The organism is Streptomyces sp. LARHCF249, from assembly GCF_052871255.1.
The window spans coordinates 894,840-920,377 of sequence record NZ_JBIXJQ010000001.1; the positions used below are offsets into that span (position 1 = coordinate 894,840).

Consider the following 25,538-nt stretch of genomic DNA (forward strand, 5'->3'; position numbering starts at 1 on the left):
CGGCCGTCGGGCGTCGTGAAGCAGTCCCTCCCCCGCCGGGCCGGGCCCAAAGGGGCCCGCGCGGGTTACGGTCGTATGACCGTTTGCCGAAACCGGTACGTATTCCTCGTCGGGGAGGAACAGCTGGGATGAGCAACGCACCTCTGTACCTGGAACCGCGACTGGCACCGCGGCTGGCGTCCTTGCTGGATGCGGCCTCCTTCCTGCACGCGCTCGTGGACGGGCTCGGATCGCCCCTGAACCTCGTACTTCCCCAGCAGTTCGCCGAGAACGTGGCGAGATTCGGCTCCGTCCTGCGCCGCCACCACCTCGGCGGCCGGGTCTGCTTCGCGCACAAGGCCAGCCGCTCCCAGGCCCTGGTCCGGCACCTCGCCACGACCGGCGCCGCCCTCGACGCCGCCTCGCTCGGCGAGTTGAGGCAGGCGCTGGGCGCGGGATTCACCGGGGACCGGATCGTGGTGACCGGCCCCAAGGACCCGGAGACGCTCTGGCTCGCCGCGCGCTGCGGGGCGGTCGTCAACGCCGACGGGGCCGGGGAACTGGAGGACGCGGCCCGGATCGTCGGCGCGTTCGGCCTGCCCCGGCTCCGCGTCGTCCTGCGGCTGTCCGAGTTCGAGACCTCCGGCACCAGGGTCCTTTCCCGCCGCAGCCGGTTCGGTACGGCCGTGAAGTCGCTCAGCGACCTGCTCGACGTACTCGAACGGCACCAGGACGCGCTGGAGCCGATCGGGGTGGGCTACCACCTCGACACCACGAGCCTGGACGAGAAGGCCACGGCCCTCGAAGGGTGCCTGCGGGCGATGGAGGAGCTGCAGATCCGGGGGTTCCAGCCGCGCGTCGTCGACGTGGGCGGCGGCTTCGGCGTCAACTACCTCGCGCACGCGGGACAGTGGGACCACTACACCACCGAGCTCGCGCACGCCGTCATGGGCCGGCGCCCGCCGCTGACCTGGGGCGGCCACGGGTACGGCCTGCGCGTCGAGAACGGCACCCTGCGCGGTTCCCTCGGCCTCTATCCGGCCCACCGCCCCGTCGCCGGCTCCGCCTACCTCGACGAGCTGCTGTCCCGTCCCGCGCCCGGTCTCGGCCGCCCGTTCGGCACCCTGCTCCTGGAGAGCATGTACGACCTGTACACCGAGCCCGGCCGGGCCTTGGCGGACCAGTGCGGGCTCACGCTCGGGAGGGTGCAGGAGGTCCGGGCCGGCGGGGCCGGGGAGCACCTCGTACGGCTCGCCCTGAACGCGGGGGACGTGGGCCTGGAGGACCACGGCGTCCTCATGGATCCCGTGCTGCTCCCCCGCGGTGACGCCCCCGGTCAGGAGACCGGACCGGTGGGCGTGTACCTGATGGGCAACCTGTGCCTCGAGGGGGACCTGATCACCCGCCGGATGGTGTTCCTGCCCCGGCTGCCGCGGCCCGGCGATCTCCTCGCCTTCGCCAACACCGCCGGCTACTGCATGGACTTCACGGCCACACGGGCCCAACAGCAGCCCGTGGCCCGCAAGGTCGCCGTCCGCGAGGAGGACGCCCAGGAGGACGCCCGAGGAGGGAGAGGGACCTGGAGTTGGTGCCTCGACGAGCAGTACTGGCCGGTCACAGCCACGGGGGGACGGCGGACATGAGGTACGACAGCATCACCGAGGCCATCGGCGACACCCCGCTGGTCCGCATCGACCCGGCCGTGCACGGCCTGCGGCACATCGACCTCTACGCGAAGCTGGAGATGCTCAACCCCTTCGGCTCGCTGAAGGACCGGGCTGCCTGGCACATGGTCCGCTCCGCTCTGGAGGACGCCCGGTCCGACGGCGCCACGGTCGTCGAGCTGTCCAGCGGCAACACCGCCAAGGCCCTGGCCCTGATCGCGGGCCTGCACGGACTGCCGTTCAAGAGCGTCACCAACCGCATGCGCATCCCGGAGATCAAGGATCTGCTCCTGCTGCTGGGCGCCGAGATCGAGGAGCTGCCCGGGCAGAGCGAATGCCTCGACCCGGCCGACACCGAGGACCCGCTGACGCGTTTCCACCAGCGGCTCAGCCGCCCGGACAGCGCCCTTCTGCACACCGACCAGTACTTCAACCCCCTGAACGCCGAGGCGCACGCGCAGGGCACCGGGCCGGAGATCGTCGCCGATCTGGACGGCCGGGCCCCGGACTGGTTCGTCGCGTGCGTGGGCACGGCCGGCTCCTCCAGCGGGGTCGCGCGCGCCCTGCGCGCCCACGACCCGGCCGTGCGGGTCATCGGGCTGGTCGGGGAGAAGTCCGACTTCATCCCCGGCATCCGCACCCTCGACGAGGTGCAGGAGGTCGGCCTCTTCGACCCCGCGACCTACGACACGATCGAGGCGGTGAGCTCGGCGGACGCCATCGACGGGATGGTGACGCTGATGCGCCGGTGCGGCCTGCTGGCCGGTCCGACCGGCGGGGCCGCGTACCTCGGGGCCGTGCGCCATCTCCGGCCGCTGGACGCCCCGTCGGCCGACGGGCGCAGGACGGCCGTGTTCATCGTCTGCGACCGGGCGGAGAGCTACCTCGGCTACGTGCGGCAGCGCCGTCCGGAACTGCTCGGCAGGCCCCCGGCGAAGAACTCGGTGGCCACGCTGACCGGGGCCGAGGTGCGCTCGGCCGCGGTCATCGAGGTCGCCGAGGCACAGAAGTGGATCGAGGACCGGCGTCCGCTGGTGATCGACCTCCGCGGCCCGTTCGCGTACGCCGCGCTGCACATCGACGGCGCGGTCAACATCGTCGACGAGCTCTTCGACGAACTCCTGCGCGGCGGCCTGCCCTTCGGCACCCGGCAGCCGGTGCTGCTCACCTGCCCGGTCGGCGAGAAGTCCGCCCGGTACGCGGCCCTGCTGACGCGCATGGGCCACCCGGACGTCCGCAGTCTCGCCGGCGGCATCGTGGCCTGGCGGGACGCCGGAGCCCCTCTGGTGCGTGACTGACGTGGCGGCCGACCCCGCCGGGGAGATCGGGGAACTGGCCGCGTGGCAGCGCGGGCTGCGCGCCCAGTTCCCGATCATCGTGGGACACCCCCACCTGGCCTACCTCGACAGCGCGGCCACCGCACAGAAGCCGCAGGCCGTCCTGGACGCCGTCCACACCTACCTCACCACTTCGAACGCCAACGCGGGCCGGGGCTCCTACCCTTGGGCCAACACGACCACCGCCCTGGTGGAGGGCGCCCGCGACCGGGTCCGGGAGTTCCTCGGCGACCCGCGGCCGGACCGGTCCTCGGTGCACTTCACCACCGGTGCCACGGACGGGCTGCGCACGGTCGCACGGGAGTGGCTGCCCGAACTGCTGGCGGACGGCGACGAGATCGTAGTGCCGTTCGCCGACCACGAGGCGAACCTGTCGCCGTGGCTGGAGGCGCGGGAGCTGCTGGCCCGCCAGGGGGTCCGGATCCGGGTGCGGGAGCTGCCCTGCCAGGCGGGCTCCGGGGACTACGATCCGGCGGCCCTGGCGGGGATCGTCGGACCGCGTACCCGGTTCGTGGCCGCCACGCACGTGCACCACGTGTACGGGGCCGACATGAACGTGCACCGCATCCGGCAGGTGGTCGGGCCCGATGTCCCCATCTGTCTGGACGCCGCACAGAGCATCGGCCACCTCCCGGTCTCCGTGGCCGAGCTCGACGTGGACTTCGTGGTCTTCTCCGGGCACAAGGCCCTCGCCCTGCCCGGAACCGGCGCGGTCTGGGCGCGGGACCGGCGGGGCCCCGCCTTCCGGCCCGGCGGGTGGAGCGGCACCCCGAACACGGCCGGCATCGCCTCTCTGGCGGCGGCCCTGGACTGGCTGGATTCCGCCGGAACCGACCGCATCGAGCGCTGGACCGTGGCACTGACCGCCCTCCTGACCGAGGGGCTCGGACGACTGCCGGCGTACGAGGTCCTCGGCTGCCGCTCGAGCCTGGCGACCGCCTCCGAGGTGCAGCGGCGCCGGAGCATCGTCACCTTCCGGCACCGCGAGATCACTGCCCAGGACCTCGGGTTCATCCTGTTCAGCCACGGCTTCATGGTGCGCTCCGACGGCCACTGCCAGGCGGGCGGCGGCGCCAGGGAGTCCTCGGTACGGGTGAGCCTGCATATACACAACACTCCTGAAGAGGTCAAGCAGTTGCTCACCGCGCTCGCTAGTCTGCAATGATTTCCATTATGGAGATGAGCACGATGACGGCCCTGACGGCAGCGCGCTGGGTGGAGCGCTGGGAGAGTCAGCAGCAGCGGTACGCCGTCGACCGCGAGGAGAGGTTCACGGTCATCACCGACGTGGTCGAGCAGGTGACGTGCGGCCGCCCCGCCCCCCTGGTCCTCGACCTGGGCAGCGGCCCGGGAGCCCTCGCCTCGCGACTGGCCGCCCGCCTGCCGGACGCCGAGGTGCTGGCCGTCGACGCCGACCCCCTGCTCCTCGAACTGGGCAGCTCCCACTACGGACCGGCGCTGCGCTACGTCGAGGCCGTGATCGGGAAGCCCGGCTGGCTGGACGCGCTCGCCCTGGACCGCCCGGTGGACGCGGTGGTCTCGGCGACGGCCCTGCACTACCTCGGGGAGTCCACCCTGCGGCGGGTGTACGGGGAACTCGCCGAACGGCTGCGCCCCGGCGGCGTCCTCGTCAACGGCGACCACATCGGCCCGGACGCCCCGCGGATCGCCGAACTGGCCCTCCACGTCGGGGAACGCCACTCCGAGCGGTACCTGGACACCACCGAGGACTGGGAGTCCTGGTGGTCGGAGGCGGCCGCCGACCCCGAGCTGGCACCTCGGCTCGCCGGCTGCGGGCCCGACCGGCATCCGCACTGCGAGGGAAACGACCTGACGCTTTCCGGCCATGTCACCCTGCTGCGCGAGGCCGGATTCACTCAGATCGGCACGGTGTGGCAGTTCGGCCACAGCCACGTGCTGGTCGCGGTCCGCTGAAGTGCCCCGCGCGGACGCGCCGCGCCCCCGGCCGGTGTCTCGGTCGGGGGCGCGGCGCGTGCGACGGGGTGCTGCCGGGCCTCAGAAGAGGTCGGTGAAGAACCGGTAGCCGGTGGGGTCGCCGGGCATCTGCCAGTGGAGTCCCTGGAGGAAGAAGCAGGCGACGAGGTTGCTGACGGCGAAGAAGGCCAGGACGCCCAGGGTGACGCCGGCGGTGCGGCGCAGGGCGGGCGAGGTGGCGGCGGCGTCCAGGGGCTGGGCCCCGCCGGCCAGGACGAGGTTGACGCCTGCGGCGAGGGCGGCCAGGAAGAAGGTGATGGCGGCCCAGGTGTACAGGTGCAGTCCGAAGAGGGCGCCGGCGTAGCCGGGGTCCGGGGGCACGATGTGCATCAGGACCTGTGCGCCGGAGACGGTGCCGCCGATCAGCGCGGAGACCAGGGCGACGCCCCAGCCGGAGGCGAACTCGGCGGTGGTCACCGCCCCCTTGCGGGAGCGGGCGATGATCATGGCGGGGCCGATGGCGCTGAGCAGCATGAACATGCGCTGCAGGAGGCACATGGGGCAGGGGTACTCCCACAGGCCGAACTGGAAGACGTAGGCGCCGCCGATGGTGGCGCACATGCCCAGGACGTAGGCGTGGGCGAACCAGAGGCCGAGGCGGTTCGAGAGCCGGGCGGCGGGAGCTGCAGGGGCGGCGGGGCCGCCGGTGACGGGGGTGGTGACGGTGGACATTCCTGCTCCTCCTCAGAAGCTCAGGTTGAAGGCGCGGTCGAGGTGGGGGAGGAACGCGAGGATCGTGACGCTCAGGGTTCCCGCCCACAGCAGCAGCCGCTGCCGGCGTGGCCAGTCCCGCAGAACGGCCAGGACGCATATGGCGATCAGGAGGAAGAGGATGGTGTACATGGTGTCCCTGCTTCATCGGGGGGTTACGACTTCATCCTCCGACGGGGAGTTCCGGCCCGGTAGCGGCAACGGATCGATGCATCCATAGAGCGGCTCTATGAGCTCGCAGCCCGTCGCGGGCTGTTTCCGGCGCCGCCGAGCGGCCTGCGGGCGAGGGCGTACAGGTCCCTGGCCGGCCCCGTCGGGCGCTGGCCGGTGGGCCATACGGCGCGCAGCGACCGGGACAGGTCGAGACCGGTCACCGCCGGGGACCGCAGGGTACCGGCGGCCAGTTCGTCGGCGACGGCGAGCGAGCTGAGGACGGCGGGGCCGCCGCCCCCGGCCACGGCGGTCTTGATGGCGGTGGTGGAGGCGAGTTCCAGCAGGGCGGAGGGCTGCCAGTCGGGGAGGTGGGCCGTGATCGCCCGCTCGAAGGCGGTGCGCGTGCCGGATCCCGCCTCGCGCTGGATCAGCGAGGCCGCGGCGAGTTCCTCGAGGGTGATGGCGGTGCGCCGGGCCCAGGGGTGCGCCGGGGCCACCACGACGACGAGATGGTCCCGGGCCACGGCATGGCTCTCCAGGCCCTTCGGCGCGCGGGGACTTTCGATGAAGCCGATCTCGGCGCGGCCGTCCAGGACGGCGCGGGCCACGTCGGCCGAGTTGCCGGATTCCAGCGCGACGCTGGTGGCGGGATGCTGCGCCCGCAGGCCGATGAGCCACTTGGGGACCAGGTACTCGGCGACCGTCTGGCTGGCGGCCACCTTCAGGTGGGAGCTGCGCTGTTCGCGCAGGGCGCCGATGCCGGCGTCCAGTTCGTGCGCGGCGTCGATCACGGTGCGGGCCCACTCGGCGATCAGTGCGCCGGCCGGCGTGGGCTTGGAACCGAGGGCGGAGCGCTCCAGTACGGGCAGGCCGACGAGCTTCTCCAGGTAGCGGATACGGGAGCTGGCCGAGGGCTGGCTGATGCCGTGCTCCGCGGCGGCGCGCCCCAGGCTGCCGAGCTCGATGACGCTGAGCAGCAGGTCGAGGGCGGGCAGGTCGGGAACGCGCGGAGAGATGGGCATAGAGCCATTCTATGGACGCATCGATCGGAAGCCGCTACCGCGAACCGCCGCGGCGGCCGAGGGGCGGGGCATGAGCACCAAGACCGCACCCCCTGGCACTCGCGTCGGAGACGATGGCCCGCCGGCAGTTCGGCATCACCACCGGGATCGTGCAGGAGTTCCAGTTCGGCATGAACCGGTCCGACCACTCGCGGTTCGTCGGTGACGTCTTCTGCGTCGCGACCGTGGCGGCGACCGCCACCCCCTGTTCCCCGATGTGATGCCGTCGTCGACCGATCCCGACTGGAGCCTGACGGTGGCCGGTTCGGCCGCGAGCCCGTACACGCTGACGATCCTGACCTGGGTCGCGTCCTTCACGGCCCCCGTCGTCCTCGCCTACAGGCGTGGACCTACTGGGTCTTCCGCAAGCGTGTCGGCACGCCGTGACGCGACCGCGACCCGATGGCGATGACGAGCGCGATGACGATGAGGACCGCCGCGACGGCGAAGGTGATCCGCATACCGGTGGCTACGGCCTCGGGGCGCGCGGTGGTCACGTCGGTCGTGGTCGACGCGAGGGCGAACACGGCGCCCATGGCGGACGCCCCGGTGACGAGGCCGAGGTTGCGCGACAGGTTGAGCATGCCGGAGACGACCCCGCGCCGGTCCGGGGCGGCGTCGGCCATGACGGCGGTGTTGTTGGCCGTCTGGAACACCGCGTAGCCGGCCGTGACGACGACCATGGGGGCCGCGTAACCGGCGACGCCGGACCCCGCCGGCAGCGTGGCCAGGACGGCGGCTCCGGCCGCCATGGCGCCGAGCCCGGCGACGGTCATGCGGGGCGCGCCGAAGCGGTCCGCGATGCGGCCTGCCGGTACGCCGGTCAGGGCGGCGACGAGCGGACCGGCCGACAGGACGAGTCCGACGAGTGCCTCGTGGAGCCCGAGGGTGCGGGAGAGGTAGAACGGCCCGACCACGAGCGTCGTCATCATCACCGTCGAGACGAGGGCGCTCATGGCGAGGCCCCCGCTCAGCCTCGGATCGCGGAGCGTCCCCAGCCGGATCAGCGGGGCCGCCGCTCTCGCCTCGACGCGCGCGAAGAGGCCGACTCCGCAGGCGGCGGCCACCAGCAGGATCCCGTTGAGGGCACCGAAACCGCCGCGCCCCAAGGTCACGGCGAGCGCGTACGCCGCGAGGGCCGACGCGAGCAGCAGCGTGCCGGCATGGTCGAAGCGGGCCCGGCCGTCCGTGGGACCGCGCTGGTCGGCGGGCAGGTGGCGGTGGGCGAGCAGCAGGGCCAGGATTCCGAGCGGGGCGTTGACGAGGAAGAGCGCCCGCCAGCCGAACCCGGAGATCAGGACTCCGCCCAGCGAGGGGCCGAGCGCGGTGCCGATCGCGGACATCGTGCCGAGCAGCCCCATGGCGCTGCCGGTTCTCGCCTTGGGAACGGTCTCTGCGACGAACGCCATGGTGAGGGCCATCATGACGGCCGCGCCGAGGCCTTGCGCCGCGCGGGCGGCGATCAGCAGCCAGAGCGCGGGCGCCGCGCCGCACAGGACGGAGGCCACCGTGAACAGGAGGATTCCCGCCAGGAGCAGCCGCCGGCGGCCGACGATGTCACCGAGGCGTCCGGCGCTGACGATCAGTGTGGTGAGGGCGAGGAGGTAGGCGAGGACGATCCACTGGACCTCCTGGAAGGAGGCGCCGAAGGCCTGTGCCAGCGTCGGCAGGCCGACATTGGCGATGCTGGTGCCGAGCGAGGACAGCAGCATGGAGAGCGAGAGGGCCGCGAGCACCCGGCGCACCGCGGGTCTCCGCGGGGCCACTCGGGCTGACGGCTCGGAATCACTGTGCGGGTTCATGCGCAGGAGCGTGCGCGTGCCGCGCGGTATCGGCAAAGATCTTTGCCGATACCGCGAAAAACAGCCGTACGGGCGGTCCCCCCGCGGCCGCCACACGGCGGCCCCAACCGCCCGGCCCGACGAGGCCGTTCAGCGGCCGTCGGCGGTGAGGGTCGCGGCGGCCGCGAAGAGGCGGGCGCAGCGCTGCGTCATGGCCGCCGGGGTCTGCTCCGGGTGCTTCACCCACCAGCGGACGAGGGTGGCGACCAGGTCCCGCCAGACGTACGTGAGCGCGTCGGCGTCCAGCGGGTCGGCGGACCCGGCCGCGCGCAGCAGTTCGGCGGTGCCGCCGGCGGCGAGCCGGTCGATGGCCGACCAGTACTCCGCGGCCCGGCGCGCGGCCTCGCCGCCGGGCGGCAGCGAGGTGTCGTACAGCACGAACCACGCCTCCCGCTGCCCCTCCAGCGCCGTGAAGATGCTGTCGAGTACGCGCAGCGGCGTGTGCGGCGTGGTCCCGTCCGGGCCCATCGCCGTACGGATGGCGTCCAGGAGCCGGTCCCCGACGGGGACCAGGCAGGCGAGGTAGATGTCCTCCTTGGTCCCGACGTACTGGTGCAGCAGCGTTTTGGTGACGCCGACGCGCGCGGCGATCGCGGGGAGCGACGCGGCCGCGTAGCCGCGGGTGCCGAACTCCACCGTGGCGGCGTCCAGCATCTGCTGCCGGCGGTGGTGCCGGGGCACTCCCTTGGTGCCGGCCTTCGAAGGAGGGGTCGGGGGGGTTGCCATGAACAGATATTATCAGTAGGTAATTTACCTCAAGGTAAGTTACTTCGACCCCTGGAGCGCCTCCATGGCCGCCACCACCCCGCAGCCGACGTCCCGCACCCGCTCCTGGTGGGGCTGGGGCTGGACGGACGCGCATCCGGACGACGCGGAGTGCGCCGCGATGGGCGCGCTGCTCCCCGGCACCCTCAGCCGCCCGCTCCCCGTGCCCCGCGTCCGCGACCTGCGCATCGGGAGCCCCGCCGCCGAACCCCCGCGGAGCCTCGCCCACCTGGTCACCGCCGACCCGGGGGACCGCGCCGCCCATGCCATGGGAAAGGCGTACCGCGACGTCGTACGGGCGCTGCGCGGGCGCCCCGGCCGCATTCCCGACCTCGTCGCCCGGCCGACGGACGAGCAGGGTGTGGCCGACCTGCTGGACTGGGCCGGTGACCGGCAGGTCGCCGTCGTCCCGTACGGCGGGGGTTCCTCGGTCACCGGAGGCGTGGAGTACCGCGGCGACGCCCACCGGGCGGTGTTGTCCCTCGATCTGACCGCCATGGGCCGGGTCCTGGAGGTCGATACCGAGGGCCGGGCCGCGCGCATCCAGGCCGGCACCCTCGGGCCGAGCCTGGAGGGCCAGTTGCGGCCCCACGGCCTCACCCTGCGGCACTTCCCGCAGAGCTTCGAGTTCTCGACCCTGGGGGGCTGGCTCGCCACCCGGGCCGGCGGCCACTACGCCACCGGCCGCACGCACGTCGACGACTTCGTGCAGGCGCTGCGCGTGGTCACCCCGGCCGGTACGAGCAGCTCCTGGCGGTTGCCCGCCTCCGGGGCGGGCCCCTCCCCCGACCGCCTGTTCCTGGGCTCCGAAGGGGCCCTCGGCGTCATCACCGAGGCCTGGGTCCGGCTGCAGGAACGCCCCCTCCACAAGGCGTCCGCCGCGGTCGCCTTCGCCGACTTCCACGACGCGCTCCGGGCGGTGCGCGCACTGGCCCAGTCCGACCTGTCCCCCGCCAACTGCCGCCTGCTGGACGCCGGCGAGGCCGCGCTGTCGGGCGCGGCCCGGGACGGCTGCGCCGTGCTGGTGCTGGGGTTCGAGTCGGCGGACGAGCCGGTGACCGCCCGGCTCGAACGGGCCGTCGCGCTGGCCCGCTCGCACGGCGGCCGGTACGGCGGGGCCGCCCCCGGCCCGGAGGCGGCCTCGGCCGGCGCCCCGGCCGGTGACGTGGCCGTGAGCGCCTGGCGTTCGGCCTTCCTGCGGATGCCCTACCTCCGCGACGGCCTGGCCAGGATGGGCGCCGTCGCTGAGACCTTCGAGACGGCCGCCACCTGGGACCGGATCCCCGGCCTGATCGAGGCGGTGCGCACCGAGGTCGGCGAGGCGGCGCTCAAGGCCACCGGACATCCGGCGACCGTCAACTGCCGTCTGACACATGTGTATCCGGACGGCGCGGCACCCTACTTCACCGTTCTCGCCGCCGGACGCCCCGGGGACGAGGTCGCCCTCTGGGACGACCTCAAGGCCGTCGCGGGCGAGGTCCTGTACCGCCACCGGGCCACCATCACCCACCACCATGCCGTCGGCCGCGACCACCGTCCGGGCTACGACCGCCAGCGCCCCGAGCCCTTCGCCCTCGCGCTGCGGGCCGCGAAGGGGGCCCTCGATCCGCGGGGCATCCTCAACCCCGGCGTGCTGGTGGACTGACCGGGGCCGCAGGCGACGTGCGCGCCGGATGGGACCGTGCCACGCTGGTCAGAGGCCGGTGGCCTGGTGGCGCGGCCCATGTCCGGCGAGCCGAACGGGGCATGCCATGGTCCGAGGAACGCACACCCGAGCGTGGCGGCGCCGCGCGGGCGCCGGATGCGCGGCCCTGCTTCTCGTGGCCCTGATGTCGGGGACGGCGGACGGAGCGGCACCGACGCCCACGCCTTCACCCACGTCTGCGCCTGCACCTACGCCCACACCGTCCGGCGACGAAGGTTCCGCCCCGCTCGACCCGCGGATCACGGAGATCATGCGGAAGCCGGAGTACCGCCACGCCCAGTGGGGCCTGCTCCAGAAGGACCCGGACTCCGGGCGGGTGATCCACAGCATGTTCCCCGGACAGTTCTTCATCCCCGGTTCCACGGCCAAGCTGTTCAGCGTGTCCGGGCCGTGGAAGACCCTCGGCGCAGGCCACCGCTTCGAGACACCGGTCTACGCGGTCGGCGAGCGGCGCGGCCCGACCCTCACCGGCGATCTCGCGCTGGTCGCCCAGGGCGACCTCACCATGGGCGGCAGAACCGCCCGCGACGGCTCGGTCTCGTTCACGGACCTCGACCACACCTACGCCAACGACGTCCCCGGCGCCACCCTCACCCCCGAGAACCCGCTCGCCGGGATCGACCTCCTCGCCCGGCAGGTACGCCGCTCCGGCATCACCCGCGTGGACGGGAACGTGATCGTGGACGACCGGCTGTTCGCCCAGGATCCGGTCCTCGATCCGACCCCCACCCCGCTGATCGTCAACGACAACCTCATCGACCTGACGACCACGCCCGGGGACCGCCCCGACGCGCCCGCGCGCCTGGACTGGCGGCCCAAGGTCGCCCCGTACGAGGTCACTTCGACCGTGAAGACGGTGGCGGCGGGCAAGCCGACCGACCTCACGGTGACGACCTCCCGGAACGGCACCCGGATCCAGGTGTCCGGCACGATCGCGGCGGGCGCCGGGCCGGTGCTGCGGGTGGCCCCCGTCACCGACCCGTCAGCCTTCGGACGCACCGCGCTGATCGAGGCGCTCGGACGGGCCGGGGTGGAGGTCACCGCCGCCCCGACGGGTCCCAACCCGGTGGGCGAGCTGCCCCGCACGTACGAGGGCCGGCCGCGCGTGGCCGTGTACACCTCGCCCCCGTACGCGCAGTACGCCAAGCTCATCCTCAAGGTCAGCCACAACCTGGGTGCCAACCTGGGCATCTGCCTGATGGCCGTCACGACAGGCAGCCGCGACTGCATGGACGGCTTCCCCGTACTGGCCGCCTTCCTGGACCGGGCGGGCGTCGACCGCAAGCAGGTGCAGCTCCTCGACGGACGCGGCGGCAACCCCGTCGACCGGTCCACGCCGGAGGCGGAGGCGCAGATGCTGACGTACTGGCTGCACGACCCGGAGGCGAAGCTCTTCCGGGAGGCGCTGCCCGTCCTGGGCGTCGACGGCCTGCTGGCGGACAACTGCCGCGACTGCCCCGCGCGCGGAAAGGTGTTCGCCAAGACCGGCGCCGCCGTCGGGGAGGACGCCCTGAACGACCGCCTGGGCGTCGGAGCCGTCACGATCGCCGGCTACCTGGACAAGGGCGGCGGCCGCTACGACATCTTCTACGCGGGCGTCACCGGCGCCTCCACGCCGACGACCGACCCGAGCGGCATCGTGAGCATCGCCAACGACCTCGCCATGGTCGCCGCCTACCTCCAGGAGAAGTGAACGGGCGGGCGGAGCACCGCGATGTCCGGGCCGGAGGTGGATCAGTACGCCACGGGGTCGAGCTCCCGCCGGACGGCCTGGCCCGCCGCACGCTGCTCGGCGGCCGCGGTCGGATCCGTCTCGTCCAGCACGGTGGCGATCCCCTCGTGGGCCAGCGCCTCCTCGTACCGGTATCCCAGCCTCGGGGCCAGCTCCAGCGCCTGCCGGTGCAGGCGCAGGGCCTCCTCGGGCAGGCCCGCGAGCCGGCAGGTCTCGGCGTAGCCGTTGAGGAAACGGACCTTCCAATGGTCCTCGAACAGCTCGTCCAGCAGCGCGAACGCTTCGCGGTGACTGGCCAGTGCCTCCTCGTACCGGCCCATCCGCCGCAGCGCGACGCCCAGGCAGTTGAGGGACCACGCCTCGTTGTTCATGTGCCCGTCCTCGCGGGCCAGCGCCAGCGCCCGGTGCAGGTGCTCGACCGCCTCCTCGGGCGCCTCGTCCGCGAGGGCCACGCCGAGGGTGATCCGGGCCGTAAGCGTCGGCGGCCATGCGGGGTCCGCGTGGGGAACGTCCAGCACCTCGCGGGCCCGCCGCGCCGCCTGATCGCGCTGCCCGAGCTGCAGCATCGCCCAGGCCTCCGCCGCGGCCGCATGGGCCGCGCCCGTCGGACAGTCGGCCTGCTCGTACAACGTCCCTGCCAGCCCGAAGAGTTCGAGCGGCTCCTCGGCATTGCCCTCGTCCCACCGCAGATAGCCGCGACGCAAGGCCAGTTCGGCTTCCGCGCGCACGTCCCCGGCCTGCGACACCCGCAGTCCGGCGGCCTCGTACGCGGCCGCCGCGTCCGCCGTCCGGCCCGCGTTGTAGCGGGCGAAGCCCAAGTCGCTGTACGCCTCGGCCAGTTGCAGTGGATCGCCGAGGCGCTCCGCGGCGGCGAGCGAGCGCTCGAAGAGGTGGTTGAGGTGCGTCGTGCCGCAGCGCCGCGCGAAGTACGCCCGCAGGAAGCGCGGCAGCTCGCACACGTGCGCATCGGCCCCGACGGCGACCGCCGTCTCGAAGGCGGCGATCATCGCCTCGTACTCGGCGACGAGCCAGGCGAAGGCCGTGTGCTTGTCCGCGAACCGCGGCAGTTCGGCCGGAGGCCGACCCGCGGAGGGCGAGCGGCCGGGCGACAGGACCGGCATCGCGGCGTCCGCCGCGGCCGCCGCGTGCACGTAGTAGTCGAGGAAGCGGCCCAGCGCCCGTTCCCGCTCGGCGGGCGGGTCCTGCTCGGCGCAGGCCCGGCGTGCGTGCTGGTGCACCAGGTCGTGCAGCCGGTAGCGGCCGGCCGTCGGCTGCTGGACCAGGTGCGCGTCGACCAGGTCCTCGAGCATCTCCCGGGCGCTGTACAGCGGCACGTCGGCCATGGCGGCCGCCAGGTACTCGTCGAAGGAGCCGCCGGGCAGCAGGCCCAGCATGCGGAACAGGCGGGCGTGGGCCCGGTCCAGCTGCTTGACGGACATGGCGAACGCGGTGTCGAACTCGCTCGCGCCCTGTCCCATCCGCTCGACGAGGATGCCCACCGTCCAGCCCGGCCGGTGCCGCAGCCGGGCCGCGGCCAGCCGCAGGGCCAGCGGCAGATGGCCGCACAGCCGCAGCACCTCGGCGGCGGATTCCGGCTCGCGGGCCAGCCGGCCTTCGGGGCCGCCGGGGTCGCCGCTGGCACGGGCCAGCAGCTCCGCGCTCTCCTGCGGGCTCAGCACGTCCAGCGACACCGGGGGCACCTCGTCCAGGCCGAGCAGCCGGTTGCGGCTCGTGATCAGGACGACGGAGGGGCCCGCGCCGGGCAGCAGCGGGCGGACCTGATCGGCGTCGGCGGCGTTGTCGAGGACCACGACCGCCCGCCGGCCGGCCAGTTCCGCCCGCCAGCAGGCGGCCAGTTGTTCGACGCCCTCCTGGGGGACCTTCTCGGACGGGACGTCGAGCGCGCCGAGCAGCATCCGCAGCGCGGAGTCGGGATCGAGCGGTTCCCGGCCCTCGGTGAAGCCGTGCAGGTCCACGTAGAGCTGGGCGTCCGGGTAGTCGGCGGCGAGCCCGTGCGCGGCGTGCACCGCCAGGCAGGTCTTGCCGACGCCTGCCATGCCGTCGACGGCCACCGCCCGGTGGCTGTCCACCGCGGCGAGCACGGCGGCGAGTCCGGCCTCGCGCCCGGTGAAGTCGGGTACGTCGCGCGGTAGATCGTTGCGGGGCCTCGGCTGCATCTGGCGGCTGGCCTTCGGCGGCGCCGGCAGCGGGTTCGAGGACCGTTCCCACAAGGGGCGCAGGGGGCGGGGGTCTCGCTTGACCAGGCGGCACAGGGCGATCACCGCGGGCCAGGGAGGCACGGTCTGGCCGCTGAGGTAGCGCGACAGCGACGAGGAGCTGAGTCCGGTGTCCCTCGCGAGGGCCCGTACGCCGAGCCCGGACAGCTCCTGGATCAGGCGCAGCCGGGCTGACAGCTCCTCCTGCGGGTCACCGCCGTTGGCCGTCCGCTGTTCCGCGTCCACTGTTCCCCCGTCTCCCCTGTCCCGCCCCGGCAGGAGTATTCCGGGCCAAGTCACCGCTGGTCAAGGCTGGTTCGGCTGTCCCAGGGCGTCCCATCGGCGTCGTCACGGCACGCCGGAACGGCTGTCATGGAGTCACACCCCGGGAGACGGGGCACCGACCGGAAGAAGGAGCAGACTCCGTGCAGTCTCGTATGCAGAACCCCGCCGTCGTCCTGTCCGACGCGATGCAGCCCATCCAGGAGCTCTTCAAGGCCGTGCACTCCGGCGGGGTGGACGGGCAGACCCTGGAGCTGGTGCACCTGCGGGTCAGCCAGATCAACGGCTGCAGCGCCTGCGTCGACGGCGGCGCCAAGACGGCCCGCAGGGCCGGAGTGAGCGACGAGCGGCTGGCGACGGTGGCCGCCTGGCGCGAGGCCCCGTACTTCACCGACGAGGAGCGGGCGGCGCTCACGCTGGCCGAGGCCGCGACGCGGCTGGCCGACCGCCCCGACGCGGTGAGCGACGAGGTCTGGGACACGGCCGCCACCTACTTCGACGAGAAGCAGCTGGCCGCGATCGTCCTGATGATCGGCGTCACCAACCTGTTCAACCGGCTCAACGCCACGACCCGCCAGATCGCCGGTGCATGGGGCTGACCGTCCCCTTGGCATGACAATCTCCCACATACCGCCATGCACCGTAAGGAATCCCACCATGGATAACACCCAGAAGCCCGCCAAGCGCACCGCCGCGACCTCGACCGACAGGACCTCGGAGGGATTCACCGACGAGGAACGCGGTGCGATGAAGGAGCGTGCCAAGGAGCTGAAGGCGTCGGCGCGCCGGATCTCGCGCGCCGAGAAGGCGGCCGAGGAGGAAGCCGCCGTGCTCGCGAAGATCGCCGAGATGCAGGACCCGGACCGGGTCATGGCCGAACGGCTCCACGCGATCGTGAAGGCCGGCGCACCGGAGCTCGCGCCGAAGCTCTGGTACGGGATGCCCTCGTACGCCAAGGACGGCAAGGTCGTCTGCTTCTTCCAGAGCGCGCAGAAGTTCAACACCCGGTACGCGACGCTCGGCTTCAGCGACAAGGCGAACCTCGACGAGGGCACCATGTGGGCGACCTCCTACGCCCTGACGGGCCTGACCGCGGCCGACGAGGCGAGGATCGGCGCGCTCGTGAAGCAGGCGGCGAGCTGAGCCCGGACCCACGGGGTCGCGCAGGGGCGGCTCAGGCGCCGGGCAGGCCGAGGGCTGCGGACGGTGACGGCGCGCGGCGGCAGGCCTGGGTGTTTCGGCCGACGGCCACCTGGGCCCCCCGACAGCCATCGCGCCGCCGAACTCGCCGGCGCCCTCGAGGTCCTCGGCGCCGGGGAGCCGCGCATGCTCGGCTACGCCGACCTCCGGGTCCCCGGCTCGGCCGCCGGGCAACCCCGGTTCTGCGACGCACCGCTGGACGAGCACGCGTACGGGTACTCGCAGATCACCGACCGGTGTGGTCACCGGTGCCCGCCTGCCGTCCGTGGTCGCGGGCGAAGGCGTCCAGGGCCTGCCTGGGCGGGCCCTGGGTGTGCAGGAAGCGATCGTCCAGGATGGTGGCGAGATCGTCCAGCGCGGTGCGCAGCACCGCGGAGGCGAGCCGGACATCCGGATGCCTGGCGTCCGCGGCCTGCTCGGCGATGTCGAGGGCGTAGCCGATCTGGCGGGCGAGGGAGGTGCGGTCGTCGCCGTCGTGGAAGTAGTAGGACTCCGCGTACTGGAGGAAGTCGACCGCCGCCACGGATAGAGCTGTGGCCAGGCTGTGCAGCATGGCCGCCCCGGCCGGGGAGTCGACCTGCTCCCTCGAGGGATGGGTGCGCGAGAGGTGGGAGAGCCGCAGCGCCAGCGCCCTGCGGCGGGCCAGGGCCGGATAGATGCCGAGGATCCAGGAGACCGTCGCGGTCAGGAGGGCGAATCCGACCAGCGCCTCCAGGGGTGCGAGGAGGCGCAACCCCCCGGCGGCGGGTGCGATGTCGCCGAGGCCGAGCGTGGAGAGCGTGACCAGCGAGACGTACATCGCGTCCAGCAGGCCCGCGTGCTCGGCGGGTTCCAACCCGCCCGCGAACACGAAGGCGCCGGGCATGTGGGGCCAGTAGATCAACGCCCACCCCAACGCCACCGTCAGCGCCCACAGCGCGACGACGGACACCATGGCGAGGGGGCCGGCCAAACCGGACGCCGCCCGCCGCGAGTTGAGGACGGAGGACAGCCTCCACAGCGCGGTCATCACCAGCCGGCTCAACCCGCCGTGGCGCGTCGGGTGCCACAGGGTGTGGAACACGTCCCGCAAGATCAGCAGCACCAGGGCCCCGCCCGCGCCCGTCACCAGCCATTCCATCCGGTATCCCCTCTTCCGTCACGCTCCGCCCAGGCTCCCGCACCACCCCCTCCCCTGAGCGCAGCACGCGCCGGTTCCGGGGCCGGCTCACACGGCAGGTCCGCATGGCCGCCGCCGCCCCAGCAGCGACGACCGCCGCGTGAACGCAGGGGCGGCATGCGCACACGCGCATGCCGCCCCCTCGCGTCGGCCACCGGAGCGTCGAGCGGGACGGTCCGGCGCAGGCGGCTACTTGTTGAGGAAGCCGTCGCGCAGGCGCATCTCGTTGAAGCCGTTCTGGTCGTAGTCGTCCGAGTACGTCAGGGAGAGGCGGCCGGTCGGGGCCAGCGCCACCGCGACACCGGACTGGTGCCCTCCGGTCACCACGTTCATCCGGGTGACGGGCAGCCGCCCGGCGGTGGTGCCGTCGGCGTTGAAGCCGGTGGCCCACACGTCGTGGAACCCGTCGACATACGACTCCTTCCACGCCACGACGAACGTGCCGTCGCCGGAGACCGCCACGTCCGGCTCGGACTGCGCACCCACCGGACGGCTGGGGTCGACCGGCTCGGCTGCGCTCCCGGTCTCGGAGATGGTCCGCGCCTCGGCGGCCGCCGGCACGCCGTCGGCCGCGAAGACGCGGTGGTAGATCCGCTCCGGGCGCACGAGCGTCCCGCTCCCGGTGGTGTACTCGTCGCTCCAGGCGACGACGATCCGGCCGTCGGCGGTCTGCGCCACCGCGGGCTTGGACTGCTGCCCATCGGTGAGGGAGTTGGCGACCGTGCGGGCCACCGCGGACCCGCCCGCCGTGTTCAGCTTGGCCAGGCCGATGTTGATGCCGCCGTTGCCGTCGGCGTCCTCTTCCCAGACGATCGCCGTGTTGCCGGAGGAGTCCATCGCGGCGTCGGGGCGGCGGTTCGAGCCGGCCGCACCCGCGACGATGGTGCTGACCTTGACGTCCTGGTAGCGGACGGCGCCCGCCGCGTCCCAACTGCTCGCGAAGACCTGATTGAGGGTGGAACCGTCGGCGGTGTTTTCCCAGGCGACGGTGTACGCACCGCCGGCGTTGACGGCCACGGTCGGGCGGAGCTGGTCACCGTCGCCGGAGGCGTGCGGACGGGGCAGGCTGGTGACGGTACCGCTCGGGCTCACCTTCCGTACGGCGATGTCGCCGTACTTGTTCCCGTCGGGGTCCGCCGCCCACACCACGACCGCGTTTCCGTCGTCGTCGATGCCCACGTCGGGCTTCTGGTTGGACCAGGTGGCATTGGTGCCGCTGGTGCTCAGCTTCTTCTCGTCCCACAGCGGGACGCCGTCCTTGTACATGCGGATGTACACGTCGGTGCCGAGCTCGGTGTCCGCCGGGTCGTGCCGGTCGCCGCTCTCGTACACCACGGCCGTGTACGCGGTCGTTCCCGAACCGCTCGACGCCATCGCGCTGTAGTGCTGGTCGCCCGCCGCGGCCACGTTCACCCGCGAGTAGTGCTCGGGAGAACTGCCGTACTTGGCGGCGTCGATGTCGACGGCGGCGGTGCGGACCTTGTCGAAGTTGTCGACGAAGGACTGGTAGACACCGGGATCGTCGATCCGCAGGAGGGTCTCGTCGTTGCGCTTGAGCGCGCCCGCGGTCCAGTTGTGCGAACCGGTGTAGACGTGGCGGACCTGCTGGCCGGCCGCGTCCTTCCATTCGGTCAGCAGGTACTTCGAGTGAACGGTGGCGCGATTGCAGGAGTATCCGCGGATCTTGTAGCGGCAGCCGCCGGCCCGGAGTCCGTAGGCGTTGATGTCCAGCGCGGTGAGTTCGTTGATGCCGTTGTTGCCGCCGCCGCTGCTGAAGTCGCGCGCGATGGCGTCGACGGCGCAGCCGGCCTTCCGCTTGCGCTCCAGCGCCTCGTACACGGCCGGGCGGGTCGACCTCTGGTCGAGCTCGGCCGCCGCGATGCGGATGCGGCCTGCGCTGCCCGCCGTGCAGACGACCTTGTCGATGAAGGAGGCGAGGATGTCGGCGTTGCCGTAGTGGGCCGCGTCCGAGGCGGTGTCGCGCGGGAAGAAGATCGCCTCGACCGGGGCCGCGGGGTCGTCGCTGGTGTGGTCGTACGTCGTGTGCAGCGAGTCCCCGGCGTGCTGTACCTGCCGGTTGAAGGCGGAACGGAAGCGCGTGGCCAGCGCCGAGTTCCCCACGATGGTCACGGCGTTGTTGATCTCGCCGTCCTGGCCGCCCGCCATGTTCTGCGAGGACTGCCAGACGACGTTCTTGCGTCCGTCGCTCAGCGAGTCGAACACGGCGAACTTGTTGTGGGATATCGCCGCTTCGTCGCCGGCACCGTTGCCGAGGCAGCTGTTCTGGCACAGGGTGAGGGAGCTGCTGCCCGTGAGCTTCGACGCGAAGGTGTCGAGGGAACCGCTGACGGACTTCTCGACGGAGATCTTCAACGTCACGCCGCGCGCCTGGGCGGCGAGCAGCTTGTCCTGGATCCCCGTGCCGTTGTTGAGCCAGAACATGCTCATGTGGACCGTGCCGGAGTCGGCGAGGTCGATCAGGCCGTTCAGGTGGTTGGAGATCGAGAAGTCGTAGGTGCCGTTCACGGTCGGGTAGTTGAAGACCGCCGTGTACGGCCCGGACGGAACGGTCTCGGCCTGTGCGGCTGAGGGCGTCAACAGTGAGAGAGCCACTGCGGCAGGGGCAACAACCGCCAGTGCGCGGCGAATTGCTAGGTGCATGGTGTTCCTCAGACGGTCCTGTGAAAACGGAATGGCGCACTCTAACCCACGCGCAGGACCAGAGGAACGAGGGGGGCGGGCACCCTTACGTGACGGGCTCCGGAGCCGGGACGGGACCTGGCAGCGGACCCGGCTGGGGGCCGGGCTCCGGCGGCGGGACGGGTGCCGGCCGGGGATCGGGTTCGGGCTGGGGCGGGGCCGGCGGCACGGGGTCGGGCCCGCCCGGAGCCGGGACGGGACCCGGCACCGGCCCGGGCTGCGGACCGGGGCCGGGGCCCGGCGCCGGCGTGGGACTGGGAGGAACGGGATCGTTGGGAGGGGTACCCATGGCTGCTGCTCCCTGGAATCGGGAAGGAGGGCGACTACCGGGGCGGAGGTGTCGGCGGGGGTTCAGGTACCGGCTCCGGTCCGGGGACGGGCCTCGGGATCGGCCTCGGTGTGTGGGGATCGCCGGGGAAGGGGCGTGCCGGCGTGTCTGCGTTCGTCATGATGAATCCCGTTCGTCACAGATTGCCTTTCTCACGTCCGCGCCTGCCCGGTCTCATCCGGCCGAACCTTCGCTGCCGTCCGTCCAGCCGGATCCCGTTCGCGCTCCGCCGCCCGGGGGCCCTCCGCCGTGTCGCCGTGGGGCCCGGCCGGTCTTGGCACGAGGATGTGGCCGACGATTCCCGACTCGGCAGGAGCCTTCCCGTGCTCGAACGCAAGCGCCGCAAAGGCGGCAACGCCAACGGCCACACGGAGATCACCTTCGTCCTGCCGGCGGACGCCCCGCCCGGGCCGGTCAGTGTCGTGGGCGACTTCAACGACTGGCGGCCGGGCGTGCACGAACTGCGGCCGCGCAAGGACGGCACGCGCGCGGTCACCGTCGCCCTGCCCGGCAAGACCACGCACGCGTTCCGCTACCTGGCGGCGGGCGACCACTGGTTCAACGACGAGGGCGCCGACGCGCTCGACGGCTCCAACAGCCTCCTGCACACCTGACGGACCGTGCCCGTACCCGCACGTACCGTCTCCGATGGCGATACGAGTACCGTGGGAGGGGCTCCCGGGGGCGCAGCTGCGGATGGGGTTGACCGTCGTGTCGACATCGAGTCATGAAACATTCGGCGTTCCCTGCTGGGTCAGTCTCATGGCCCGCGACCTCGGCGCGGCGAAGGAGTTCTACCGCGCGGTGCTGGGCTGGGAATTCGGGCCCGCCCGTCTCGGAGAAGGGTTCACCGTCGGCTTCAGCGACGGGGTTCCGGTGGCCGGCCTGGGCGCCCTGCCCGCGACGCTCACCGTCCCCGTCGCCTGGACCCCGTACTTCGCCGTGGACGACGCCGATGTCACGGCGGCACGCATCCTCGAACGCAGTGGAACCGTCGCCGTCGGCCCCCTGGCCTTCGGCACCGGACGGGCGGCCCTCGCCGCCGACCGCGACGGGGCGGTCTTCGGGATCTGGCAGGGCGACGCCATCCCCGACTGGGGTATGGGCGGCGATGCCGCTCCGGCGTGGCTCGAACTGCGCACCAGGAACGCCTTCGACGCCGCCATCTTCTACGGCGAGGTCCTGGAATGGGCCTGCGACCACGCCGGCTGCTGCGAGGTCGCCTACGTGGAGGAGGACAACCGCATCCTGCTCCGCCACACGGGCCGGACGGTGGCCCGCCTGCACGGCGGGCCGCTCGCGGAGGAGCCCGACCCACACCTGCGGCCGCGCTGGCACGTCCACTTCCGGGTGCCCGACGTCGAAACCGCGGTGAAGGCGGCCGTCGCACTGGGCGGCAGCACCGGCACCGTGCCGGACTCCGGCCCCTTCCCCGACGAGATCACCGTGCGGGACCCCGAAGGCGCCGCGTTCACGGTCGCCGGCCCGGCCGGGTACAGCCGCTTCCGGCCGTCCGCCGACGCGCGTGCGCGGCCCCGGCGCGGGTAGGCGCACCGCAGAAGCGAAGGCACCTCAGCAGGAGAGGGGGGCCTCGCCATGGACGGCCCTGAACTCTCGCAGCAGGAGCAGAGAATCCTCAACGACATCGAGCAGGAGCTGCGCGCGGACCAGCTCCTGGACCGCACGCTGCGCACCCTGCACCGCGGTATCCGCCCCTGGGCACCGAGGGACTGGCACCGCCCCCACGGGCTCGGGCTGTGCACGGCGTTCCTGGGTCTCGCCTGCGCGGCGCTCTTCGTGCGGGCCGTGTCCACCTCGTCCACGGGCCTGATCTGGGCCTTCGCCGCGGTGTGGGTCCTCACCCTGGTGTGCCTGCTCGTGCTCGTGATCCGCTGGTGCCGCAAGGCCGCTGCCGGGGGCGGCGCCGCCTCGGCCGACCGCGAGCGGGGCTGACGGGCAATACCCGTCGCCGCCTGTCATCGCGCTGCCACGCCGGAACCGGTCTGGGCGCGCAGTGCGCCGAGGAGGTCCTGGGCCCTTTTCAGGGAGCGGGGCCGCGGGGGGTCCTGCCAGGGGTTCTCCTCGAGGAGCCGGTCGACGGTGGTGAGGGTCCAGCGGCGGGCGGTGAGCTCGGGATCGTCGAGATCGGTCCAGGACAGCGGGGCCGCGACCGGGGCGCCCCGGCGGGCGCGGACGGCGTAGGGCGTGACGGAGGTCTGGGCGTAAGCGTTGCGCTGTACGTCGAGGTAGAGGCGGCCTCGGCGGGCCTTCTTCCGGGGTTCGGTGGTGAACCGGTCGGGGTGGCGGGCGGCGAGGACGTCCGCGGCGCCGCGGGCGAAGGCCCGTACGTCGTCGAAGGGCGCTCGGCGGTCGAGGGCCACCACGACGTGCAGGCCGCGCGAGCCCGTGCTCATGAGCAGGGAGGGCAGCTCCAGCTCGTCCAGCAGCGCGTGGAGCCCGGTCGCCGCCTCGCGCACCAGGGCGAAGTCCTCGCCGGGAGGGTCGAGGTCGAAGACCAGCCGGTCGGGGTGATCGGGCCGGTCGGCCTTGGACAGGAAGCGGTGCGGGGTGATGCACGCCTGGTCGGCGAGGTAGAGCAGGGTGGCCGTGTCGTCGCAGACCGCGTAGGTGACGGTGCCGCCCTCCTTGGGCAGCTCGGCCCGGTGGATCCAGTCCGGGACGTGGTCCGGGAGGTCCTTCTGCATGAAGCCCGGCCCGTCGATCCCGTCCGGGTGCCGTTCGAGCATGAGAGGTCGTCCGCGCAGGTGGGGCAGCATCCGGCGGGCCACCGTCCGGTAGTGGCCGGCGAGGTCGGCCTTGGTGATCCCGTCCTCGGGGAACAGGACCTTCTCCGGGCGGCTGATGTCGACGGTGCGCCGGCCGGCCCGTACGCGCTTCGGCTGTTGCTCCGCTGTCATCGGGTTCTCCCGGCCGGTTGTTCACGGACCACCTCGCGTGCGGGTTTGTCCTCGCGCAGCCCCAGGTAGCGGGGGTGGCGCAGCAGACCGGCGGTGGTCCATTCGGTGAAGGCGACCTGCGCGACCAGCTCGGGGCGCACCCAGTGCGCGCCCCGCTCCCGCACCTCGGCGCCGGCGAACGGCCGCTGCTCCTGTTCGAGGCCGTCGAGGCGCCGGCGCAGGCCGCGCAGGGTCGCGGTGTCGTATCCGGTTCCGACCTTGCCGGCGTAGCGCAGCAGGCCGTCCTGGTAGTAGCCCAGGAGCAGCGCGCCGAAGCCGACCCGCTCGCCGGCCGGTTCGGTGAAACCGCAGATGACGAACTCCTGGCCGCCCGAGCACTTGAGTTTGAGCCAGTCGGTGGACCGGCGGTGGAGGTAGGGGGCGTCGGCGCGTTTGGCGATCAGGCCCTCCCAGCCGCCGGCGCACGCCTGGTCGAGGAGGGCGGGCTCGTAGCGGTTGCGGTGCGGGGTGAAGCGCAGCGGCGGGCGGAAGGCGAAGGCCTCGCGCAGCAGCGCCTTGCGGGTGCGCAGCGGGAGCCGGGTGGTGTCGTGGCCCTCCAGGCGCAGCAGGTCGAAGAGGTAGTACGTGACACCCACCCGACTGGCCCGGACGGCTTCGGGGTCGGTGAGCTGCATGCGCTGCTGGAGCAGCGCGAAGTCGGTGCGGCCGCGGCGCAGGGCGACCAGCTCCCCGTCCACCGTGAAGTCACGGCAGTCCTGGGCCGCCAGCGCCTCGGCGATCTCCGGATAGGTGGCGTTCAGCGGCTTCCCCGTGCGGGAGAGCAGCCGCGGCTCGTCCTCACGGCGGGTGGCGAGCACACGGACGCCGTCCAGCTTGCGTTCGAAGACCCAGCCCTCGTCGAAGTCGCGGCGCGCGCTGAGCGTTGCGAGCATCGGGGTGCCCGGCGCCGTGCCTGCCGGACGCAGCAGACTCCGCTGGTCATCGGGCAGCTGCTCCAGGGCCCCCTTCACCGGCGGTCACCCGCCGCCCGCACGGCTGCGGCGACCTGCCCGAGCGTGCGGCCGGTACGGGCCGACCGCGCCCGCCGGGGGTCGGGCGTACCGGTGGAGGCGGCCCGCTCGTCGGCGTGCTTGACCAGGAGCCACGCCTCTCGGCCCCCGCCCTCCCCGGTACGGATGCGGGTGAGCGAGTAGCCGCCGTGCAGTTTGCGGCCGTCGAGCCAGAACGAGGCGTGTCCCCGCTCCAGCGCCTCGGCGAGCGGGATCTCGTGGCCGGCCCGGTCGGACGAGACGTTGCGGTACGTTCCCTCGTCCCACACGATCACCGCGCCGCCGCCGTACTCGCCCGGCGGAATCACGCCCTCGAAGTCGCGGTACTCCAGCGGATGGTCCTCGGTCGGCGTCGCGAACCGCTTGTCGTGCGGATCCCTGGACGGCCCTTTGGGCACGGCGAAGGACTTGAGCACGCCGTCGGCTTCCAAGCGGAAGTCGAAGTGCATGCTCCGCGCGTCGTGGATCTGCACGACGTACGAAGGCGACCCGTTGGACGACGGCTCCGCGAGCCGCCCCTCCGGCTCGGCCGTCTTGGAGAAGTCACGCCGCCGGTGGTACCGCGCCAGCGCTCCCTTGGCCGCCATCGCATCCTCCTCCCGCCGTTCGTGGAGGCGCCTACTGGGGCAGCTACCCAGCTCTGCCCTCGCCACCCGGGTCTTCCGCCCTCCATTCGGCCCACGGTGGCGGCGCTGCGCCTTACAGGGGAGTCGTCGGAGCGCCACCCGCGCAGCCCCCCGGGT

The 25,538-nt window shown here is 72.8% G+C and carries 22 protein-coding genes and 3 pseudogenes; 14 read left to right on the top strand and 11 right to left on the bottom strand.

The window, feature by feature from the left end:
• Window positions 1-128 precede the first annotated feature (128 nt).
• From ACIPUC_RS04315 to ACIPUC_RS04330, 4 genes are read left to right on the top strand one after another with little or no spacing between them, the layout of a single operon-like run.
• Entirely contained in the window at window positions 129-1,622 is a 1,494-nt protein-coding gene (locus ACIPUC_RS04315) for a Y4yA family PLP-dependent enzyme (protein WP_446586658.1), read from the top strand.
• Window positions 1,619-2,941 carry a pyridoxal-phosphate dependent enzyme gene (locus ACIPUC_RS04320; protein ID WP_446586659.1) on the top strand — a complete coding sequence of 441 codons (1,323 nt, stop codon included), beginning with the start codon at window positions 1,619-1,621 and terminating at the stop codon, window positions 2,939-2,941. The genes ACIPUC_RS04315 and ACIPUC_RS04320 overlap by 4 nt, the downstream gene beginning before the upstream one ends.
• Before the next feature lies 1 nt (window position 2,942).
• Window positions 2,943-4,145 (top strand): aminotransferase class V-fold PLP-dependent enzyme, encoded by a 1,203-nt coding sequence (locus tag ACIPUC_RS04325; protein ID WP_446586783.1) that lies wholly within the window; start codon window positions 2,943-2,945, stop codon window positions 4,143-4,145.
• A gap of 14 nt (window positions 4,146-4,159) precedes the next feature.
• A complete protein-coding gene (locus ACIPUC_RS04330) occupies window positions 4,160-4,915 on the top strand; it encodes a class I SAM-dependent methyltransferase (protein WP_446586660.1) in 756 nt (251 codons plus the stop codon).
• A gap of 81 nt (window positions 4,916-4,996) precedes the next feature.
• On the opposite strand, the gene ACIPUC_RS04335 is transcribed toward ACIPUC_RS04330, so the two are convergent.
• From ACIPUC_RS04335 to ACIPUC_RS04345, 3 genes are all read right to left on the bottom strand, one after another.
• Window positions 4,997-5,647 carry a disulfide bond formation protein B gene (locus tag ACIPUC_RS04335; RefSeq protein ID WP_446586661.1) on the bottom strand — a complete coding sequence of 217 codons (651 nt, stop codon included), beginning with the start codon at window positions 5,645-5,647 and terminating at the stop codon, window positions 4,997-4,999.
• 12 nt (window positions 5,648-5,659) lie between these two features.
• The gene (locus ACIPUC_RS04340) at window positions 5,660-5,818 is read right to left on the bottom strand and encodes a hypothetical protein (protein WP_446586662.1); all 159 of its coding nucleotides are present in this window, start codon (window positions 5,816-5,818) and stop codon (window positions 5,660-5,662) included.
• Between the two features lie 95 nt (window positions 5,819-5,913).
• The gene (locus ACIPUC_RS04345; RefSeq protein WP_446586663.1) at window positions 5,914-6,861 is read right to left on the bottom strand and encodes a LysR family transcriptional regulator; all 948 of its coding nucleotides are present in this window, start codon (window positions 6,859-6,861) and stop codon (window positions 5,914-5,916) included.
• Between the two features lie 131 nt (window positions 6,862-6,992).
• Between ACIPUC_RS04345 and ACIPUC_RS04350 the strand changes: the two are divergent.
• Both ACIPUC_RS04350 and ACIPUC_RS04355 read left to right on the top strand, forming a co-directional pair.
• A pseudogene (locus ACIPUC_RS04350) lies at window positions 6,993-7,073 on the top strand (cytochrome ubiquinol oxidase subunit I); the annotation flags it as partial.
• A gap of 32 nt (window positions 7,074-7,105) precedes the next feature.
• A pseudogene (locus tag ACIPUC_RS04355) lies at window positions 7,106-7,287 on the top strand (cytochrome d ubiquinol oxidase subunit II); the annotation flags it as partial.
• Here the strand turns inward: ACIPUC_RS04355 and ACIPUC_RS04360 are convergent.
• Window positions 7,251-8,702, bottom strand: coding sequence for an MFS transporter (locus ACIPUC_RS04360; protein ID WP_446586664.1), 1,452 nt, complete (start codon window positions 8,700-8,702; stop codon window positions 7,251-7,253). The pseudogene ACIPUC_RS04355 and the gene ACIPUC_RS04360 sit on opposite strands and share 37 nt — an antisense overlap.
• A 129-nt stretch (window positions 8,703-8,831) precedes the next feature.
• Entirely contained in the window at window positions 8,832-9,467 is a 636-nt protein-coding gene (locus tag ACIPUC_RS04365) for a TetR/AcrR family transcriptional regulator (RefSeq protein WP_446586665.1), read from the bottom strand.
• Window positions 9,468-9,531: 64 nt separating this feature from the next.
• On the opposite strand from ACIPUC_RS04365, the gene ACIPUC_RS04370 reads away from it, so the two are divergent.
• Complete coding sequence (locus ACIPUC_RS04370) at window positions 9,532-11,151, top strand: FAD-binding oxidoreductase (protein WP_446586666.1); 1,620 nt, start codon at window positions 9,532-9,534, stop codon at window positions 11,149-11,151.
• A 184-nt stretch (window positions 11,152-11,335) separates the two neighbouring features.
• Window positions 11,336-12,904 (top strand): D-alanyl-D-alanine carboxypeptidase/D-alanyl-D-alanine endopeptidase, encoded by a 1,569-nt coding sequence (gene dacB / locus ACIPUC_RS04375; protein WP_446586784.1) that lies wholly within the window; start codon window positions 11,336-11,338, stop codon window positions 12,902-12,904.
• Between the two features lie 41 nt (window positions 12,905-12,945).
• Here dacB and ACIPUC_RS04380 read toward each other — a convergent pair whose 3' ends face one another.
• The gene (locus ACIPUC_RS04380) at window positions 12,946-15,405 is read right to left on the bottom strand and encodes a tetratricopeptide repeat protein (RefSeq protein ID WP_446586667.1); all 2,460 of its coding nucleotides are present in this window, start codon (window positions 15,403-15,405) and stop codon (window positions 12,946-12,948) included.
• A gap of 179 nt (window positions 15,406-15,584) precedes the next feature.
• On the opposite strand from ACIPUC_RS04380, the gene ACIPUC_RS04385 reads away from it, so the two are divergent.
• The 3 genes and pseudogenes from ACIPUC_RS04385 to ACIPUC_RS04395 form a co-directional block, all read left to right on the top strand.
• Window positions 15,585-16,040: a carboxymuconolactone decarboxylase family protein gene (locus ACIPUC_RS04385; RefSeq protein ID WP_446586668.1), complete on the top strand. Its 456-nt coding sequence runs from the start codon at window positions 15,585-15,587 to the stop codon at window positions 16,038-16,040.
• A 58-nt stretch (window positions 16,041-16,098) separates the two neighbouring features.
• A complete protein-coding gene (locus tag ACIPUC_RS04390; protein WP_446586669.1) occupies window positions 16,099-16,584 on the top strand; it encodes an iron chaperone in 486 nt (161 codons plus the stop codon).
• 101 nt (window positions 16,585-16,685) lie between these two features.
• A pseudogene (locus ACIPUC_RS04395) lies at window positions 16,686-16,845 on the top strand (PIG-L deacetylase family protein); the annotation flags it as partial.
• Window positions 16,846-16,867: 22 nt separating this feature from the next.
• Here the strand turns inward: ACIPUC_RS04395 and ACIPUC_RS04400 are convergent.
• Together ACIPUC_RS04400 and ACIPUC_RS04405 are read right to left on the bottom strand one after the other, a co-directional pair.
• On the bottom strand, window positions 16,868-17,761 hold the full coding sequence (locus ACIPUC_RS04400) for a potassium channel family protein (protein ID WP_446586670.1): 894 nt from the start codon (window positions 17,759-17,761) through the stop codon (window positions 16,868-16,870).
• 228 nt (window positions 17,762-17,989) lie between these two features.
• The gene (locus tag ACIPUC_RS04405; RefSeq protein ID WP_446586671.1) at window positions 17,990-20,398 is read right to left on the bottom strand and encodes a phospholipase D-like domain-containing protein; all 2,409 of its coding nucleotides are present in this window, start codon (window positions 20,396-20,398) and stop codon (window positions 17,990-17,992) included.
• Between the two features lie 753 nt (window positions 20,399-21,151).
• On the opposite strand from ACIPUC_RS04405, the gene ACIPUC_RS04410 reads away from it, so the two are divergent.
• The 3 genes from ACIPUC_RS04410 (at window position 21,152) to ACIPUC_RS04420 (ending at window position 22,781) form a co-directional block, all read left to right on the top strand.
• Window positions 21,152-21,442: an isoamylase early set domain-containing protein gene (locus ACIPUC_RS04410; RefSeq protein WP_446586672.1), complete on the top strand. Its 291-nt coding sequence runs from the start codon at window positions 21,152-21,154 to the stop codon at window positions 21,440-21,442.
• Between the two features lie 148 nt (window positions 21,443-21,590).
• Window positions 21,591-22,376 carry a VOC family protein gene (locus tag ACIPUC_RS04415; RefSeq protein ID WP_446586673.1) on the top strand — a complete coding sequence of 262 codons (786 nt, stop codon included), beginning with the start codon at window positions 21,591-21,593 and terminating at the stop codon, window positions 22,374-22,376.
• A gap of 48 nt (window positions 22,377-22,424) precedes the next feature.
• The gene (locus ACIPUC_RS04420) at window positions 22,425-22,781 is read left to right on the top strand and encodes a DUF3040 domain-containing protein (RefSeq protein ID WP_446586674.1); all 357 of its coding nucleotides are present in this window, start codon (window positions 22,425-22,427) and stop codon (window positions 22,779-22,781) included.
• Window positions 22,782-22,804: 23 nt separating this feature from the next.
• On the opposite strand, the gene ligD (ACIPUC_RS04425) is transcribed toward ACIPUC_RS04420, so the two are convergent.
• The 3 genes from ligD (ACIPUC_RS04425) to ACIPUC_RS04435 are packed head-to-tail and all read right to left on the bottom strand — an operon-like array spanning window position 22,805 to window position 25,382.
• Window positions 22,805-23,746 carry a non-homologous end-joining DNA ligase gene (gene ligD / locus ACIPUC_RS04425; protein WP_446586675.1) on the bottom strand — a complete coding sequence of 314 codons (942 nt, stop codon included), beginning with the start codon at window positions 23,744-23,746 and terminating at the stop codon, window positions 22,805-22,807.
• Window positions 23,743-24,756 carry a non-homologous end-joining DNA ligase gene (gene ligD / locus ACIPUC_RS04430; RefSeq protein WP_446586676.1) on the bottom strand — a complete coding sequence of 338 codons (1,014 nt, stop codon included), beginning with the start codon at window positions 24,754-24,756 and terminating at the stop codon, window positions 23,743-23,745. Before ligD (ACIPUC_RS04430) ends, ligD (ACIPUC_RS04425) begins: the two co-directional genes overlap by 4 nt.
• Window positions 24,753-25,382, bottom strand: coding sequence for a DNA polymerase ligase N-terminal domain-containing protein (locus tag ACIPUC_RS04435; protein WP_446586677.1), 630 nt, complete (start codon window positions 25,380-25,382; stop codon window positions 24,753-24,755). Before ACIPUC_RS04435 ends, ligD (ACIPUC_RS04430) begins: the two co-directional genes overlap by 4 nt.
• Between the last annotated feature and the right edge of the window lie 156 nt (window positions 25,383-25,538).